A 14,987-nucleotide genomic window follows, 5' to 3' on the forward strand; every position below is an offset into this window, starting at 1 on the left:
TGTTTATCGGAGTGAGACCGAGAGGTCAGGAGGAACTGCGGCGTGAGCACCCCAGAGCCGAAGGCGCCCATCGAGGTGGTGGCCGCCGCGATCGTCGACGATCTGCAGCATCCGACCGCTCTTCTCGCGGCCCGGCGCACCGAGCCGGCCTCGCTCGCGGGTGGCTGGGAACTTCCTGGCGGCAAGATCGACCCGGGGGAGGGCGCGGTGGCGGCGTTGCACCGCGAACTCGTCGAGGAACTCGGCGTCGAGGTCGTCCTCGGTGGCCTCGTGGAAGGACCACTGGAGCGCGGCCGCTGGCCGCTGGGCACGGCATACGCCATGTCTGTGTTCTTTGCGTCGATCACCGAAGGTGACCCGGAACCCCTCGAGGACCACGACCAGCTGCGCTGGCTGACGATGGACGATGTGTATGCCGTGCAGTGGCTCCCAGCGGACCATCCGATCGTGGATGCCATCGTCGCGCAGGCTGGCGAGTTGTGCCGTTTTCGTCAATGAGCCAAGTCCTGAGACACTTGGCATCATGCCCATCACTACTCGCGACGACATCCGTAACGTCGCCATCGTCGCGCACGTCGACCACGGAAAGACCACTCTGGTCGACAAGATGCTCTGGGAGGCCGGCGCCTTCGAGGCCCGAGCCACTGTCGAGTCCACTGGCGAACGCGTCATGGACTCCGGTGACCTGGAGCGTGAAAAGGGGATCACGATCCTCGCCAAGAACACCGCGGTGCACTACGCGGGCAAGGCGGCGCTCGATGCCGGTCTGGCCGACGGCCTGACGATCAACATCATCGACACCCCCGGTCACGCCGACTTCGGTGGCGAGGTCGAGCGCGGTCTGTCGATGGTCGACGGTGTCGTCCTGCTCGTCGACGCCTCCGAGGGCCCGCTGCCGCAGACGCGCTTCGTCCTGCGCAAGGCCCTCGCCGCCCACATGCCCGTCATCCTCTGCATCAACAAGGTCGACCGTCCCGACTCCCGCATCCAGGAAGTCGTCGACGAGGTCTACGAGCTCTTCATGGATCTCGAGGCGACCGAGGAGCAGATCGAGTTCCCGATCGTCTATGCCTCCGCCAAGAACGGCCGCGCATCCATGGAGCGTCCGGACAACGGTGGTCTGCCCGACGGTGAGGACCTCACGGCCCTGTTCGACACGATCATCAGCACGATCCCTGCGCCGACCTACGACCCGGAGACGCCGCTGCAGGCGCACGTCACCAACCTCGACGCGTCCAACTTCCTCGGCCGCCTCGCCCTCCTGCGCGTCTTCAACGGCGAGATCAAGAAGGGTCAGCAGGTGGCGTGGTGCAAGCACGACGGCACCATCGAGCGCGTCAAGATCACCGAGCTCCTCATGACCGAGGCCCTCGAGCGCAAGCCGCTCGAGGAGGGCAAGTCGGCTCGCCCCGGCGACATCATCGCCATCGCTGGCATCCCCGACATCATGATCGGCGACACCATCGCCGACGCCGAGAACCCCATTGCCCTGCCGATCATCACGGTCGACGAGCCGGCCATCTCGATGACGATCGGCACCAACACCAGCCCCATGGTCGGCAAGGTGCGTGGCTCCAAGGTCACCGCCCGCATGGTCAAGGACCGCCTCGACAAGGAGCTCGTCGGCAACGTCTCGCTCCGCGTCCTTCCCACCGAGCGTCCCGACGCCTGGGAGGTCCAGGGTCGTGGCGAGCTGGCCCTCGCGATCCTCGTCGAGCAGATGAAGCGTGAAGGCTTCGAGCTCACCGTCGGCAAGCCCCAGGTGGTCACGCAGCAGATCGACGGCAAGCTCCACGAGCCGGTCGAGCGCCTCACCATCGACACCCCGGAGGAGTACCTCGGGGCCATCACCCAGCTCCTTGCGGCACGCAAGGGCCGCATGGAGCAGATGACCAACCACGGCACCGGCTGGGTCCGCATGGAGTTCCTCGTGCCCTCGCGTGGCCTCATCGGTTTCCGCACCCAGTTCCTCACGGACACCCGTGGCGCTGGCATCGCGCACCACGTCTTCGAGGCCTACGAGCCGTGGTTCGGCACCATCACGACCCGCACGTCGGGCTCGCTGGTCGCCGACCGCACCGGCCCGGTCACTGCCTACTCGATGGTCAACCTCCAGGAGCGCGGCACGCTGTTCGTCGAGCCCGCGACCGAGGTCTACGAGGGCATGATCATCGGCGAGAACTCCCGCGCCGACGACATGGACGTCAACATCACCAAGGAGAAGAAGCTCACCAACGTGCGCGCCTCCTCGGCTGACAACTTCGAGAAGGTCGTCCCGCCGCGTCGCCTCACCCTTGAGCAGGCTCTCGAGTTCTGCCGCGAGGACGAGTGTGTCGAGGTGACGCCCGAGGCCGTTCGCATCCGCAAGGTCGAGCTCGACCAGACCGTCCGCGGCCGCACGGCCTCGCGCGGCCGCAAGGCCTGAGGCCGGGCATCACGGCGATGCCTCCCACGAAGGGCTGCTCGTGAGAACTCTCCCCACCCGGTCCCGGCGTCGCCCCGCGCGACGTCGGGGCTGGGCCGTCACCGCCGCAGTGGTCGTGATGGTGATGGGGGGAGCCGCCGGGTGCAGCATCCTCGGGGGAGGTGACGAGGGCTCGTCCGCGACGCCAGCCGTCGCCGCGTCCCATGACCGCACCGACGAGCGTGGTGGCACCATCAAGGCGCTGTCCCTCGGGCCGGTGCTCAGCTGGGACCCGCAGCGGATCGGCGCGCGCGACGATGCCGCCTTCGCCGGGCGCACCTTCTTGCGCACGCTCACCGCGTACCAGCCCAGCACCGACCCGCGGAACCAGTCGCGCCTCGTGGGCGACCTCGCCACCGACACGGGCACGCCCAACAAGGACCTGACCTCGTGGTCCTTCACGCTGCGTGACGACCTCGCGTGGGAGGACGGCACCCCGGTCACCTGCGAGGACGTCAAGTACGGCATCTCGCGCAGCTTCGCGACCAAGGTCATCACCGGCGGGTCGACCGACGCCCTCGCGGTCCTCAACGTGCCGAAGCTGCCCAACGGCAGCTCGGTCTACACCGGTCCCTACCTCACCGGCCCGGCTGCGAGGGCCGGCACCGCGGCATACAACAGCGCCGTGGCCTGCCGGGGCACGACGATCACGTTCGCGCTGAGTGCACCGGTGAGTGACTTCAACGAGATGGTGGCCCAGGCCGCCTTCGCGCCGGTGAAGCGGTCGGAGGACAAGCGTGGCGACGGTACCTTCGCGGTCTTCTCCAACGGGCCCTACAGGCTGTCCGCGCCGTGGCGTGCCTCGACGGGCGGCTCCTGGGAGCGCAACCCGCACTGGAAGGCGTCGACCGACGAGGTGCGCCGGGCCTTCCCCGATCGCATCGACTACCAAGAGGGCATCGAGACCCAGACCGTCGCGCAGCAGATCATGGCCGACGGTGACAACTCGCGCAGCGCGGTGGCGCTCGGATCGGCGCCACCGGCCATCCAGCAGCACGTGCTCACGGTGGACGCGCTCAAGGAGCGCTCTGTCACGGCCGGCACCGGTCTCGTCGACTACCTCGTCCCCAATCTGAAGAGCCCGACGTTCGCCACGGTTGAGGCACGGCAGGCGCTTGCGGTGGCGACCAATCGTCAGGCCTATGTGACGGCCCTCGGCGGCGGGACCACCGGGCGGCCGGCGACCTCGCTCATCCCCGCAGTGCTTCCGGCGGCACACGAGAGCGACCCGCTCAAGGCCGGCGACGGCGGCGATGCAGGGATGGCCAAGGTGCTGCTCGGCAAGGCCGGGCTGACGATCCCCGTGCCCATCCGGGTCGCCTACCGCTCCAGCCCGGTGGCCGACAAGGCGATGGCGTCCCTGGTCGCGGGTTGGACCGAGGCCGGCTTCGCCCCCAAGCTCACCCCGCTCGAGGACGAGTACTTCACGACGATCACCCAGCCCGTGGCCGCCACGTCCTATGACGTCTTCTGGTCCAACTGGGCCCCCGCGTGGGCGTCGGCGAGCACGATCCTGCCGGCCCTGTTCGACAGTTCGATCAACCTCACCGCGGCCGGGCCCGGCCGTGACTACGGCTACTTCGCTGACCCCAAGATCAACGCCGAGATGGCCCGGATCAACACCATCGCCGACCGTGGCGAACGCGAGAAGGCCTGGACGGCCCTCGACGTCCGGCTCCAGACCCTCGGCGCCTACATCGGTCTGGCCGAGCGTCGGGCGCTCTACATCGCGGGCGGCGACGTCCGCAATCTCTCGGCCAACGAGGTCATCGGCGGCGTCGTGGAGTTCGCGGACATCGCGGTTCGCCAGTGACCCGGCTGCTTTTCGTCCATGCCCACCCGGACGACGAGACCCTCGCCACGGGTGTGGCGATCCTGCACCATGTCGCGCGCGGCGACGACGTCCACGTCCTCACCTGCACCCTCGGTGAGGAGGGCGAGGTCATCCCGCCCGAGCTGGCCCATCTCGAGGGGGCTGCCGACGATCCACTGGCGGCCCATCGAAGGGGTGAGCTCGCGGGTGCCGTGTCGGTCCTCGGCGTGACCCACCACTACCTCGGCGCGGTCACCGAGGGTGACCAGCCGGCATACCGGGATTCGGGCATGGTCGGCTCCGCCGCCTTCGAGCACCCGCGGGCCTTCGCCGGCGGGGACTTCCTCGAGGTCGCGGAGCGCATGCGTGCCACCATCGCCGAGATCGCCCCCGACGTCGTCGTCACCTACGACGCCGAAGGTGGTTACGGGCACCCCGACCACATTCGGGTCCACGACGCCGTCCGTGCTGCTCTGGCCGAAAACCCTTCTGCGCCAACACTTTTCGTCACCCTGACCCCCCGCTCGTGGGTGGTCGAGGATCGTGCGTGGCTCACCTCCCACGTTCCGGGAGACGCCGGGTATGCCGTGCCGTCACCCTCCGATCCCATGGCACCGTCCGTGGTCGATGACGAGGTCGTCACGCACGCCGTCATCGATCCCGAGGTCGTCCCGCGACAGGAGGAGGCGTTGCGTCACCACGCCACCCAGGTCGTCGTCGGCGAGGGCTGGTTCGCGCTGTCCAACGACATCGCGTCGCGACTCTCGGGGCGTGAGGGCTACGCCGTGCTCGACCCGACGACCGGCGATCTCGTCCCGGGAGATGCTGACCGGCGCCCAGGTCTGGTCGAGGACCCACGATGACCGCACCGGGGGACGGGAGCGCGAGTGGCCCCGTGGACGTCGACGCCTATCGCCATGTGATGGGACGGGTCGCCAAGGGTGTCTGCGTGCTGACGACAACGTCGGCCGGACAGGACCACGCACTGACTGCTGACTCCGTCACGAGCGTCTCCCTCGACCCGGTGCTCCTCCTCATCTGCGTCGAGACCGACGCCCGCTTCCACGATGCGGTCCTCGAGTCGGGGACGTTCGGGGTCAGCGTGCTCGCGGCAGAGCAGCGGCGGCTGGCTGCGTGGTTCGCCACACCCGGTCGCCCGCTGCCGGGGCAGATGGACCGGGCGCCGCACACCCGGGCACCCAGCGGCGTCGCCCTGCTTGACGGGGCGCTGGCGACCCTTGAGTGTGTGGTGCGTGACGTCCACCCGGCCGGGGACCACAGCATCATCGTGGGGGAGGTCGCTGCGGCCCGTCTCGCGGGCGATCCGCACGCTGCCCTCGTACACTTCCGCGGACAGTACTCCGCGCTGCCCTGAGCTCCATGACGAACCACCCGAACGAACCAAGGACCGCAATGACCGACGCCTTCGACCACCAGCTTGGTCAACCCCGACGCCGACGGGTCACCGTCGCGGTGCTCGTGGGTGCCTTTGTCCTGCTTGTGGCCGGCTACGTCGGTGTGGCTGCCTATGCGAGCGGGCGCACGCCTGCTGACACCAAGATCGGTGGGGTTCAGGTCGGTGGTCTGGGTCCGGCGGCGGCCCGCAAGGCGCTCGAGACCGGTGTCGCTGACCGGGGATCCGAGCCGGTCACGCTGACGGCGGGTGGCAAGTCGGCCACCATCGCTCCGGCCGACGCAGGCCTGGCCATCGACCTCGATGGTTCCGTCGAGGACCTGACCGGCTTCAGCCTCAACCCGGTCAAGCTCTTCCATCACCTCACGGGCGGCGCGACCCCCAGCCTCAAGACCGAGGTCGACGAGGCGAAACTCAAGGCCGCGGTGACCAAGACGTCCGCGGCGCTGGCCGTCGCCCCCAAGGAGGGCACCATCGCCGTGACCGGAGGCAAGGTCGCCGTGTCCGCCCCCGTGAAGGGCCAGGCGGTCGAGGTCGACAAGACCGCCGACCTCATCGCGGCCTCCTGGCCGCGCAGCGCGCCGATCGTGGTTCCTGTCGCCGCTTCGACGCCCAAGGTGTCGGCCGAGGAGCTCCAGCGGGTCAAGACCGAGTTCGCTGACAAGGCGATGTCCGGTCCGATCGGGGTCAAGGCAGGCGACAAGACCTTCGAGATCAGTGCCGCGACGCTGGCGCCTGCCATCTCCTTCCCCGCCGACGCAGAGGGCAGGATCGCGCCCAAGTTCGACGACAAGCTCATCGTCGCCGCCGTGACGAAGGCGGCAGATGGCGCAGGCGCCACGGCCAAGGCCAAGGACGCCACCGTGAGTTACCGCAGCGGCCAGCCAACCGTCATCCCCCACAAGACAGGCGTCGCGCTCGACGCGACCAAGATCGTGGCTCCCGTGACGGCCGCGCTGACCTCGGACGAGCGAGCCGCGATCATCCCGGTCACCGTGTCGCAGCCGAAGTTCACCACCGAGGAGGCGAAGTCGACGCTCCCCAAGGGCATGATCTCGACGTTCACCACCCACTTCCCGGCCAATGGCGGCGGACGGGTGAGCAACATTCGGCTCGCCGCGCGTACGCTCAACGGCACCTACGTCCCCCCGGGCGGCACCTTCAGCCTCAACGCCGTTCTCGGCAAGCGCACTCCGGAGAAGGGCTACGTCAAGGGTGGTGTCATCTCGGAGGGCCGTCTCAGCGAGAACTACGGCGGCGGCATCTCTCAGGTCTCCACGACCCTGTTCAACGCGGCATTCTTCGCGGGCGTGAAGTTCGAGCAGTACCAGGCCCACGGCTTCTACATCTCCCGCTACCCCGAGGGCCGCGAGGCGACGATCTCGTTCCCGTACCCCGACAACCGTTGGACCAACACCACCGACGGTGGCATCGTGATCCGGGCGAACTCGTCGGGCGGTCAGATCACCGTGGCGTTCTACGGCACCAAGAAGTGGGACATCGTCGCGACGAAGAGTCCACGGCGCAACGTGGTCGCGCCCAAGAAGATCACCGACCCGTCGCCGGCGTGCATCACCCAGAACCCGACTCCCGGCTTCGACGTCACGGTCACCCGGATCTTCAAGCAGGGTGGGTCGACCATCCGGACCGAGAGGTTCAACACGCACTACAACCCCGAGGACGACGTCACCTGCACGCACCCCGACGCCAAGTAGCCGTTGCTCAGCCGGGCGGAGGGCTCGTCAGGTAGACGTAGCTCGAGTGCCTCTCGAACCCGAGGCGCTCGTAGAGGCGGATGGCGTCCGTGTTGTCGGCTTCGACCTGCAGGTGGATCAGGTGTATGCCGTCGCGGTGCGCCTCGCCGGCCAGGTGTCCGGTGAGGTGCGCGGCGAGGCCGCGTCCCCTGAACGCCGGGTCGGTCCACACGGCGCCCAACCCGGCCCACCCGTGGGCGATGCCGACCCGGCCGATCGCCACGGGCCGGGGGTCTCGTGTGCCGGGTGTGCTCACGCCGAGCTTCTGGGCCAGCCCCCCACCGAGGGCGATGCTGGCGAAGCGTTGGCGCGGGCTGCCGCTCAGCACGCCGACTGCAACCTCCGGCACCTGCGGCCGACTCAGCCGATAGGCGGCGAACCACGCGTCGTCGAGGTCGTCGGTCGACCGCACGTCCGGCCCTCCGGGGGCAGCTGCGGCGACTCGCTCCGTCGATGACGTGAGGTTGAGGGTCCGACTGGCAGCGACCCAGCCGCGCGACAGCACCTCGGCGCCGAGAGGGTCCGTTTCCGGGTCGAACCCGACCGGCCCGGTGACGGCGACCCGACAGGGAAGGCCGCGGGCGGCATACCAAGATTCGATGCGGTCCACCGCGTCGGCGAGGGGGACGCCCGGGTCGCCGACGGGAAGGACGGAGTTGCCCCGCTGGGTGAAGCCGTCGGAGGCTCGCAGCTCCCAGTCGCCGAGCCGCTCGCGCTCGAGGGCGCCCCAGCTCGGTCCCATGACGCGTTGGAGGTCGGCCATCGAGATCGCGAGGTGGGGTGAGCCGCGACGACTGGGCTTCGGCGGGATCTCCTTGGCTGCGACGATGCGGTCGCGGGGGATCGTCACGTCGCCGCGACGCGTGGCGACGACGACCTCGGTGTCCGTGCGCGAGACGAGGGTTCCGACGGCGTCGGTCATCGAAGGTCCGTCGTAGGGCGCGTGGAGGCGAGGATCGAGACGCGCTCGGACGACGACACGAGCTCCTATGTGGACGGCGTCGAAGGAGGCAGGCACGCCCGGCATACTATGGCCGCATGACGTACGTGATCGCGCAGCCTTGTGTTGACCTCAAGGACAAGGCCTGCATCGAGGAATGCCCCGTCGACTGCATCTACGAAGGGGAACGATCGCTCTACATCCACCCCGACGAGTGTGTCGACTGTGGTGCGTGTGAGCCGGTCTGCCCCGTCGAGGCGATCTACTACGAGGACGACACTCCTGAGCAGTGGGCCGACTACTACAAGGCCAACGTCGAGTTCTTCGACGACCTCGGCAGCCCTGGCGGCGCCGCCAAGATGGGCCTGATCAACAAGGACCACCCGTTGATCGCGGACCTCCCCCCGCAGATCCACGACGAGGGCTGACCTCACCCCTTGCTCCACCTTCCAGACTTCCCTTGGGACTCGCTCGCTCCGGTCAAGGAGCGGGCGAGTTCTGTTGCCACGACCGACGGGTTGGGTCTGGTCGACCTCTCCGTGGGGACGCCGGTCGACCCGACGCCCGAGGTCGTGCAGGAGGCCCTGCGCTCGGCGGCGAACGCCCCCGGCTACCCGCAGACCTGGGGCACTCCGGCCCTGCGCGAGGCGGTGGCGAGCTGGTTCGCCACGCGTCGCGGAGTGCCCGACGTCGACCCGGATGGCGTCATGCCGACGATCGGCAGCAAGGAGCTCGTGGCCTGGCTGCCGACGCTTCTCGGGCTCGGTGCCGGGGACATCGTGGGCTTCCCGTCCGCGGCCTACCCGACCTACGACGTCGGTGCGCGCCTCGCCGGGGCGACCCCCCAGGTCGTCGACGGCCTCGCCGCCCTGGGACCACTCACCCCGTCGACGACTCCAAAACTGTTGTGGCTCAACACTCCTGGCAACCCGACCGGGCAGGTGCTCGGTGTCGACCACCTCGCCAAGGTCGTCGCGTGGGCCCGTCAGCACGGCGTCATCGTCGCCAGTGACGAGTGTTACGCCGAGCTCGACTGGCGCACCGACCGCGACGGAGCGACCGCACCGACCACGCCGTCGATCCTCGATCCTCGCGTCACCGGGGGTTCCCACGAGGGCCTGCTCTGCGTCTACTCGCTGTCGAAGCAGTCCAACCTCGCGGGCTATCGCGCGGCGTTCGTCGCGGGGGACCCGCGCCTCGTCAGGCAGATCCTCGAAGTGCGCAAACACGCCGGCATGATCGTGCCGTGGCCGGTCCAGGTCGCCCTCACGGCTGCGGTCGGGGACGCGAGCCACGTGGAGGCCCAAAAGGCCGTGTATGCCGCGCGCCGCGAGACCCTGCTCGCCGGGGCGCGTGCGTTCGGACTCGAGACCACGCACAGCGAGGCGGGCCTCTATCTCTGGGCCACGGCGGGAGAGGACGCCTGGGTGACGTTGGAGCGGCTGGCCGCACGCGGCATACTCGCCGCTCCGGGCACCTTCTACGGCACCGCCGGCCGGCAGCACGTGCGCATCGCACTCACGGCGTCCGACGAGCGGATCCGGGCGGCAGCCGAGCGCCTCTCGGTCGGCTGAGCGGACGCTCTTTTCGTCGTTCCCGGGGTCTGGGGTAGCGTCAACGCTGCGCGAGCGACGCCCACTGCGACCTCGCCCGAGACGTGAGGATTGAAGACACGATGAGCACCGACGCAGCCGCTGGCGCGACCTTCCAGGTCCGCGACAGGGAACTCAAGTTCCCCCTCATCAAGGCCACCGAGGGCAACAACGGATACGACATCTCCACCCTGCTCAAGGAGACCGGCGACACCACCCTCGACATCGGGTTCGTCAACACTGCCTCGTGCAACAGCGCGATCACCTACATCGACGGCGACGCCGGCATCCTGCGCTATCGCGGCTACCCGATCGAGCAGCTCGCCGAGAAGTCGAACTTCATCGAGACGTCCTATCTCCTCATCTACGGCGAGCTTCCCTCGACCACCGAGCTGGAGAGCTTCACCGAGCGCCTGCGCCAGCACACGATGCTGCACGAGGACCTCAAGGCGTTCTTCAACGGCTTCCCGCGCGATGCCCACCCGATGCCGGTCCTGTCGTCCGCGGTGTCCGCACTCGGCACGTTCTACCAGGACAGCCTCGACCCGTTCGACAAGGAGCACGTCGAGATCTCGACGATCCGCCTCCTCGCCAAGCTGCCGACGATCGCGGCCTACGCCTACAAGAAGAGCATCGGCCAGCCGTTCCTCTACCCGGACAACGAGCTCTCGCTCACCGAGAACTTCCTGCGCATGACGTTCGGCGTCCCGGCCACGGACTACGACATCGACCCCGACATGGTCAAGGCTCTCGACCAGCTCCTCATCCTGCACGCCGACCACGAGCAGAACTGCTCGACGTCGACCGTGCGCCTGGTCGGCTCCGCCCACGCCAACCTGTTCAACTCGGTCTCCGCAGGCATCCACGCCCTCTCTGGTCCGCTGCACGGTGGCGCGAACTCGGCCGTCCTCGAGATGCTTGACGGCATCCTCCAGAACGGCGGCGACGTCGACACCTTCGTCAAGAAGGTCAAGAACAAGGAAGACGGCGTCAAGCTCATGGGCTTCGGGCACCGGGTCTACAAGAACTACGACCCGCGCGCCGCGATCATCAAGAAGACGACCGACTCCATCCTGGCCAAGGACGGCGTGCGCGACCCGCTCCTCGACATCGCCCTCAAGCTCGAGCAGGTGGCGCTCGAGGACGACTACTTCATCGAGCGCAAGCTCTACCCCAACGTGGACTTCTACACGGGACTCATCTACAAGGCGATGGGCTTCCCGACCAAGATGTTCACGGTCCTGTTCGCCATGGGTCGCCTCCCTGGCTGGATCGCGCAGTGGCGCGAGATGATCGAGGACCCCGACACCAAGATCGGCCGCCCGCGCCAGATCTACACCGGTGAGACCGAGCGCGACTACAAGGCCATCACGGGCCGTTGATGAGTCGGCTGGCCGAGTCCCCGAAGCGCGAGGCAGCGCTCCGTTCGGCCAGCGCGGTGGGTTGGGTGACCTTGCCCATCGGCCTGGCGCTCGTGGCTGCTCCTGCTCGGATCGGCCGTGTGCTCGCCTTGGGCGACCACCCGGCGGCTCTGCGCGCGATCGGCGCACTCGACCTCGCGCTGGTCCCCGGCTTGCTCGTCGGGCGGCATCGGCGACCCTGGCTGGTCGCCCGGGTGGCGCTGAACCTCGGGATCGCCGCTTACTGCGCGGGGCTGGTGCGCAGCGAGCGCTCCAAGGGGGCGATGGTGGGCGTGGCAGCGATGGTCGCGGCCTCCGTCGCGGACTCCCGGACGATCGCCGACCTGGGCGACGGATAAGGGCTGTAGCTGTCGCACTGCTGGTGCCTGCGGTGCAAGCCGTGACCACCCGGCATACGCAAGAGCCCCGTCCTGCTTCGTGCAGGACGGGACTCTGTCGCGTATGCCGTGTGCTCAGCTGCGGTGCCGACCGGCGCTGACGAGCTCGCGTTCCTCGGGCTCGTTCGAGCCGTCGACCTCGTCGAACGTCTCTGCGGGCTTCTGGCCCGGACGGCCGAGCTTCTCGCCCTCGACGTCGACGTTCGGAAGGATCCGGTCGAGCCAGCACGGCAGCCACCAGGCCTTGTCGCCCATGAGGTACATGAGGGCCGGGATGAGGGTCATCCGCACGATCACCGCGTCGAAGAAGACAGCCGCCGCGAGGGCGAAGCCGATCGACTGGATGAGCGGCTGGTCCTGGAGCATGAACGCGGAGAACACCGAGATCATGATCGCTGCCGCGGCGGCGACCACCCGAGCACCGTGGCGGAATCCGTCGACGACGGCGTCGCGTGCCGTGTCTCCGTGCACGAACGCCTCACGCATGCGGGTCACGAGGAAGACCTGGTAGTCCATCGCCAGTCCGAAGACGATCCCGATGACGAGGATCGGCATGAAGCTCATGAGTGGTGCGCCGTCGAAGAACCCACCGACGCCCTCCTGGAACACGAGGATCGTCGTCCCCAGGGTGGCGAGCACCGACAGGAGGAACCCGAGGGTGGCCGTGAGCGGGATGAGGATCGAGCGGAAGACGATCATCAGCAGGATGAACGCGAGACCGACCACGACTGCGAGGTAGGGGAGCAGTGCGCTCTGCAGCTTCTCGGAGACGTCGGTCTGGATGGCGGTGAGGCCGGTGACGCCGACGGTGGTGCCGGTCTGGGCCTCGATGTCTGCGCTGGTGCCGCGCAGGTCCTCGAGCAGGGTCAGGGTGGCTTCGTCGTCCGGACCGCTCTTGGGGGTGATGAGGATCTGGGCGCCCGTGCCTGCTTCGTTCATGCCGACGATCTGCGCGTTGGCGACGTCGGTCTGGCCGGCAGTCCACGTGACGACCTCGCCGTATGCCGCGGGGCGCTGCTCCGGGTCGCTGATGTCGCGACCGTCGACGATGAGGACGAGCGGGCCCTGGCGGCCGGCACCGAAGGCGTCGGTCATGAGGTCGGCAGCCTTGCGCTGCGTCGTCTCCACCGGCGAGGTCGAGTCGGACGGCAGGGCGAGGTGGAGATCCTTCATGGGGATGGCGAGAGCGCCGAGGACGACAATCGCAAGGACCGCGACGAGCGCCGGTGCACGGCCCACGAGTCGGGCCCAACGGACGCCGTTGTTGACGACCTCACCTTCGTCGATCTTCTCCTTGCGGACCCGACCGGCGAACGCCTTGCCCTTGAGCATGCCGAGGATGGCCGGCGTCAGGGTGAGGGCGATGAGGACCGACACGAACACCGTGGCCGCCGCAGCGAGCCCCATCGTCGTGAGGAACGGGATCCTGACCAGGGAGAGCGCGGCGAGCGCGATGATCACGGTGAGGCCTGCGAACACGACGGCCGAGCCAGCGGTGCCCAGGGCGCGACCCGCTGCTTCGGCGCGGTCGTCGGTGTGCCGCAGTTCGCTGCGGTAGCGGCTGAGGATGAACAGGGCGTAGTCGATGCCCACGGCGAGGCCGAGCATCGTGGCAAGGGTCGGCGTCATCGTGCCGAGGTCCCAGAACGCCGTCGCTCCGACGACGAGCAGGGAGCCGATGCCGACGCCGATGACCGCGGTGACGAGCGGGAGGCCGGCGGCCACGAGGGAGCCGAAGGTGAGGATGAGGACGAGGGCAGCGATCGCGAGTCCGATGAGTTCGCTCGTGCCACCCGGCGGGGCGAAGCTCTGCATGCCGGCGCCGTTGACCTCGGCCGTCAGGCCCTGGTCACGCGCGGTGTCGAGGGCTGCGAGGACGGCGTCCTGGGTCGCCGGCTCGACGTCGGTGACGGTCTTGACGTCGAAGGCCCACGTGATGGTGCCGATGCGGCCGTCAGCGCTCAGTGGCGACAGGGCAGCGGCGTTGGCCTCCGCTTCGGCCGCCGGCGTGCCCTGCTCGGTCGCGGCCTTGAGCATCTGCTCGCGCTGACTGTCGGCGGCCGCCACGGGGCTCACGAGTTGCGCGGCGCCCGGCGTGCCCTCGACAGGCATCTGGGGGAGGCCCTTGAGGTCGCTGAGGAGGGCATCGACCTTGGCGGTGTTGGTCGGGTCGGAGAGCTTCTGACCCTCTGGCGCCGCGATGACGACGGTGGCGGTGGCTTGGTCGAAGGCGTCCCCGGTCTGCGGGAAGAGCTCCTGCTGGAGCTGCGCCGCCTGCTCGGACGGGATGCCTGGGATGGAGAACTTGTCGATCATCGGCTTGGAGATCGTCGTCGCGACCCCGCCGATGGCGACGAGCGCGACCAGCCAGGCCGCGATGAAGTACGGCCAGCGACGGTATGCCGTCCGGCCCAGTCGATAGAGATAGGTCGCCATGGCGAAGCTGCTCCTTGGTGGAGGTGTGTGGGTGGAGTGGTGCCGTCAGGACCACGCAGCGGTTGCGTGGTCGGTCAGGCGAGAAGGCGGGTGGCTTCGTCGACACCAGCCATGAAGTCAGTGGGGAAGTCGCCGTCCTCGTCGGTGAGGAAGGACGTGAGCGTGTCCTGGAAGATCCCTGCAATGAGCGCGACGGCGATGCGGGCCCGCCGGTGCCCGGAGGGCAGTCCCTCCCGGGTCTCCGTGGCCAGACAGACCTCGGCGGCCATGGTTCCGAAGCGTTCCTTCGCCACGGAGATGAGCCGCGGGTTGCGTTCGAACAGCGCGTGGATGCGGTGCCAGTCGTCCTTCGTCGGCTCCTCGCGCGTGTAGAGGCTCACGACGAGGTGTCCGAGGTCCTTCAGCAGGTGACCTTCCGGCCCGCCCGCCACGAAGACCTCGAGAGCATCCGGCTCGATGCAGTCGGGGCTGTTGAGAACGGCAGCCTCCTTGCCCGGGAAGTAGTTGAACAACGTCCGCCGGGACACCCCGACCTTCTCGGCCAGCTCGTCGAGGGTGAACCCGTCGAAGCCGTGCTCGACGGCCAGTTCCTGCGCACACGTCGAGATCCGGCGCGCGGTCTGCTCCCGACGCGAAACTGCACTTCCCGAGGCCATAGTGCAAGTTTGCACTTATGGAGTCAAAAGTGCAACCCACGGGGGCCTGGACGGCACGGGGAGGTGCCCCGAGAGGCCGTTTTGCCGCCGTCTGGGGCGCTGGAAGGTGAGCCGACACGG

13 protein-coding genes are annotated in these 14,987 nt (G+C 68.6%); 10 read left to right on the forward strand and 3 right to left on the reverse strand.

The annotated features are described in order from the left end of the window. Window positions 1-42 precede the first annotated feature (42 nt). The 6 genes from ACFQRE_RS12880 to ACFQRE_RS12905 are packed head-to-tail and all read left to right on the forward strand — an operon-like array spanning window position 43 to window position 7,406. Complete coding sequence (locus ACFQRE_RS12880) at window positions 43-498, forward strand: (deoxy)nucleoside triphosphate pyrophosphohydrolase (RefSeq protein ID WP_380122892.1); 456 nt, start codon at window positions 43-45, stop codon at window positions 496-498. Between the two features lie 25 nt (window positions 499-523). Next, a complete protein-coding gene (gene typA, locus ACFQRE_RS12885) occupies window positions 524-2,425 on the forward strand; it encodes a translational GTPase TypA (RefSeq protein WP_380122895.1) in 1,902 nt (633 codons plus the stop codon). 40 nt (window positions 2,426-2,465) lie between these two features. Continuing rightward, window positions 2,466-4,277: an ABC transporter substrate-binding protein gene (locus ACFQRE_RS12890; protein WP_380122897.1), complete on the forward strand. Its 1,812-nt coding sequence runs from the start codon at window positions 2,466-2,468 to the stop codon at window positions 4,275-4,277. Next, on the forward strand, window positions 4,274-5,140 hold the full coding sequence (gene mshB, locus ACFQRE_RS12895) for an N-acetyl-1-D-myo-inositol-2-amino-2-deoxy-alpha-D-glucopyranoside deacetylase (RefSeq protein WP_380122899.1): 867 nt from the start codon (window positions 4,274-4,276) through the stop codon (window positions 5,138-5,140). Before ACFQRE_RS12890 ends, mshB begins: the two co-directional genes overlap by 4 nt. After that, window positions 5,137-5,652 (forward strand): flavin reductase family protein, encoded by a 516-nt coding sequence (locus ACFQRE_RS12900; RefSeq protein WP_380122901.1) that lies wholly within the window; start codon window positions 5,137-5,139, stop codon window positions 5,650-5,652. Before mshB ends, ACFQRE_RS12900 begins: the two co-directional genes overlap by 4 nt. Before the next feature lie 38 nt (window positions 5,653-5,690). After that, window positions 5,691-7,406: a VanW family protein gene (locus ACFQRE_RS12905; RefSeq protein ID WP_380122904.1), complete on the forward strand. Its 1,716-nt coding sequence runs from the start codon at window positions 5,691-5,693 to the stop codon at window positions 7,404-7,406. A 7-nt stretch (window positions 7,407-7,413) separates the two neighbouring features. Here the strand turns inward: ACFQRE_RS12905 and ACFQRE_RS12910 are convergent, their stop codons facing one another. After that, window positions 7,414-8,463: a GNAT family N-acetyltransferase gene (locus ACFQRE_RS12910; RefSeq protein ID WP_380122906.1), complete on the reverse strand. Its 1,050-nt coding sequence runs from the start codon at window positions 8,461-8,463 to the stop codon at window positions 7,414-7,416. A gap of 20 nt (window positions 8,464-8,483) precedes the next feature. Here ACFQRE_RS12910 and fdxA point away from each other — a divergent pair, with 20 nt between their 5' ends. The 4 genes from fdxA to ACFQRE_RS12930 all read left to right on the forward strand — a co-directional run bounded on the left by fdxA (window position 8,484) and on the right by ACFQRE_RS12930 (window position 11,736). Beyond that, complete coding sequence (fdxA, locus tag ACFQRE_RS12915) at window positions 8,484-8,813, forward strand: ferredoxin (RefSeq protein ID WP_009775857.1); 330 nt, start codon at window positions 8,484-8,486, stop codon at window positions 8,811-8,813. 9 nt (window positions 8,814-8,822) lie between these two features. Next, a complete protein-coding gene (gene dapC / locus ACFQRE_RS12920) occupies window positions 8,823-9,959 on the forward strand; it encodes a succinyldiaminopimelate transaminase (protein ID WP_380122909.1) in 1,137 nt (378 codons plus the stop codon). A 101-nt stretch (window positions 9,960-10,060) separates the two neighbouring features. After that, window positions 10,061-11,359, forward strand: a complete 1,299-nt coding sequence (locus ACFQRE_RS12925) for a citrate synthase (RefSeq protein ID WP_380122911.1) — start codon at window positions 10,061-10,063, stop codon at window positions 11,357-11,359. After that, a complete protein-coding gene (locus ACFQRE_RS12930) occupies window positions 11,359-11,736 on the forward strand; it encodes a hypothetical protein (protein WP_380122913.1) in 378 nt (125 codons plus the stop codon). The genes ACFQRE_RS12925 and ACFQRE_RS12930 overlap by 1 nt, the downstream gene beginning before the upstream one ends. A 114-nt stretch (window positions 11,737-11,850) precedes the next feature. Here the strand turns inward: ACFQRE_RS12930 and ACFQRE_RS12935 are convergent, their stop codons facing one another. Then, window positions 11,851-14,211, reverse strand: coding sequence for an MMPL family transporter (locus tag ACFQRE_RS12935; protein ID WP_380122915.1), 2,361 nt, complete (start codon window positions 14,209-14,211; stop codon window positions 11,851-11,853). A gap of 74 nt (window positions 14,212-14,285) precedes the next feature. Continuing rightward, a complete protein-coding gene (locus tag ACFQRE_RS12940; RefSeq protein WP_380122917.1) occupies window positions 14,286-14,867 on the reverse strand; it encodes a TetR/AcrR family transcriptional regulator in 582 nt (193 codons plus the stop codon). Window positions 14,868-14,987 lie beyond the last annotated feature (120 nt).

The sequence above is a fragment of the Knoellia pratensis genome, assembly GCF_042666395.1.
GTDB lineage: Bacteria > Actinomycetota > Actinomycetes > Actinomycetales > Dermatophilaceae > Knoellia > Knoellia pratensis.

Excerpts from the sequence above, each read along its gene's own strand:
- typA (WP_380122895.1), top strand. The coding sequence starts at position 524 with ATGCCCATCACTACTCGCGACGACATCCGTAACGTCGCCATCGTCGCG.
- ACFQRE_RS12900 (WP_380122901.1), top strand. The coding sequence starts at position 5,137 with ATGACCGCACCGGGGGACGGGAGCGCGAGTGGCCCCGTGGACGTCGAC.
- ACFQRE_RS12905 (WP_380122904.1), top strand. The coding sequence starts at position 5,691 with ATGACCGACGCCTTCGACCACCAGCTTGGTCAACCCCGACGCCGACGG.
- fdxA (WP_009775857.1), top strand. The coding sequence starts at position 8,484 with ATGACGTACGTGATCGCGCAGCCTTGTGTTGACCTCAAGGACAAGGCC.
- ACFQRE_RS12925 (WP_380122911.1), top strand. The coding sequence starts at position 10,061 with ATGAGCACCGACGCAGCCGCTGGCGCGACCTTCCAGGTCCGCGACAGG.
- ACFQRE_RS12930 (WP_380122913.1), top strand. The coding sequence starts at position 11,359 with ATGAGTCGGCTGGCCGAGTCCCCGAAGCGCGAGGCAGCGCTCCGTTCG.
- ACFQRE_RS12935 (WP_380122915.1), bottom strand. The coding sequence starts at position 14,211 with ATGGCGACCTATCTCTATCGACTGGGCCGGACGGCATACCGTCGCTGG.
- ACFQRE_RS12940 (WP_380122917.1), bottom strand. The coding sequence starts at position 14,867 with ATGGCCTCGGGAAGTGCAGTTTCGCGTCGGGAGCAGACCGCGCGCCGG.